Annotated in this window: 1 protein-coding gene and 1 pseudogene; both read left to right on the top strand. The window is 47.1% G+C overall.

Translation table 11 applies throughout. The features are described 5' to 3' along the window. The first annotated feature begins 166 nt into the window (after positions 1-166). Positions 167-868: a cytochrome-c oxidase gene (locus Q0256_RS10295; protein WP_297962753.1), complete on the top strand. Its 702-nt coding sequence runs from the start codon at positions 167-169 to the stop codon at positions 866-868. 411 nt (positions 869-1,279) lie between these two features. Beyond that, positions 1,280-1,912 (top strand): annotated as a pseudogene (locus Q0256_RS10290) (hypothetical protein); the annotation flags it as partial.

Genomic DNA, 1,912 nt, shown 5'->3' with positions numbered 1-1,912 from the left:
TTTAACCGCCCAAAGCGTCGCGGCAAAGCCTAATCAAAAGAAAATAGAGCCGCCGCAAAAAATTAAAATTCCGCAAAAATATATTCGTTAAAAATCAAGCTCGCGCTCTTAAATTTCAAGATATAATTACGAGGAAACTTATAAAAATTTAACCGAAGGAGAGACCATGAAAAAATTTCGTTCACTGCTGCTGTGTGCGGCGGCGGCTGCGACTTTGAGCGCCCAGGCTGAAGACAAGGTTGAAAAAATCACTTCGATCGACATCTATATTTCGCCGTTTTATTCGGCTAAGGAGGGCAAGCCCGAATACGTGCATGTTTACGAGCCGATCGACGATCTGTTGATGAAAAACGACGTGGCGAGCCTAAAAAAGGCGATCAAAATCATCGAGGACGCCCCGGACATGGTCGCTCCGACTACGCTGATGACGGTCGCTGCACGCGCTTATGATCTGGGGCTTAAGGACGACGCGGTGTTTTGGTTCTACGCGGGCAAAAATCGCTTCCTAACCTTCGCTCGCGTCATCGACGTCAAGGACGAGATATTTCGTGAGACCGAGTCCGCGAACGCGGCGTTTTTACAGCTAGTCGGCAACGTGGTAAATCCATACGCATTCTGCGATCTCGCTAAACAGCGCGATGCGGCGGCACGCGCTAGGGACTGGGTCAAGGCACACCCGTATAAAGCGATATTTGATGAGAAATTTCCGTCTCGCTTTGTAGATCGCGCCGCCGCGCTCAAGGCAGCCGAGGACAAAATGGACGCCGCGCTACTTAGGCAGGACGAGTTTTTCGCAGACCCCGCTAAAAAGGCGGACTTCCTAGCCAAGCGCAAAGCAAATGACACGGATAAGCGCTTCTGCGATTAGTATCGCTAATCAGCGGCACTTTTGAAAAATCGGCATTATTTGAAATTTTGAGCTGCCAAAAATTTAGTGTTGCATTTTTATCTCCTCAAACGGATCTGCGCATGAATTTAAAATTTTATTACGTAGAATTTTATCACTAACGGCACGCAGTGAAGCTTTGATATAAATCAGCCTAGATCTGTTTAAAATTTAGCAGAAGCTCGCACGCAATTCTATTTCGCATAAATTCTATCGACAACTAACACAAAATCAGATCTAAATATTGCTAAAATTCCAGCGATTTGGCGACGTAAAATTTCACTGCTACCGCCTAAAAATCGAAGTTTTTTAAATTTCGCCGCGCGGCGAAATTTTATCCGTTTTTATATACGAACATTATATAATTATCAAAATTTTTTCCAAGGAGAGAGGATGAAAAAGCTCGCTACGATACTTGCGCTGCTCTGTGCGGCGGCGTTTGCCAAGGAGTATGAGTATATGGTGCAAAGCATGAGCTACGGCTCACTCGGAGGGCGCAAGGAGAGCACGCATCTAAGCTACGACGCGGCGGCGCGCAAGCTAGAGCAGGTAAGAGATACGAACTCCTCGGACGGCCTAGGCTCTAGCTACAAAGAGATCAGCTACTTTGACGAAAAGGGGGATATGGTTAAATTTGAAGTATTTAACCTCGATCTTAAAAGCGGCAAGTGGAAAAAAATAGAAGACTACACGGAAAGCGTAAAGGGTAACGTCACGACGCGCGAGACGAATTCGGTAGCGGATGACGGCACGCGCAATGCGAGCAAAACCGTCTCCAGCTACGACGGCAACGCGACCGAAGATGTGCGATATAAGCTTGCAAAGGGCAAATGGCAAAAAGAGAGCATGAACAGATCCGTAAAAAACGCGTGGGGTAAGGAGGAGCTTACGATAAGCTTCAAATGGGACGGCAAGAGCTGGCAGCCCAAAGATAAGACCGAAATTTTCTACGACGGCTCAGGAGAGATGAACGGATACGTAACCTACGAGTTTGTAAACGGCGAGTGGCAAAACAGCGAGCGAGAG

Origin of the sequence: uncultured Campylobacter sp., from assembly GCF_937949835.1 — a bacterium.
Taxonomy (GTDB): Bacteria; Campylobacterota; Campylobacteria; order Campylobacterales; family Campylobacteraceae; genus Campylobacter_B.
The sequence above is the reverse complement of the archived record's forward strand: the minus strand, read 5'-3'. Positions and strand labels throughout refer to the sequence as shown.

Coding starts and splice junctions, on each gene's coding strand:
- Q0256_RS10295 (WP_297962753.1), top strand. CDS start 167: ATGAAAAAATTTCGTTCACTGCTGCTGTGTGCGGCGGCGGCTGCGACT.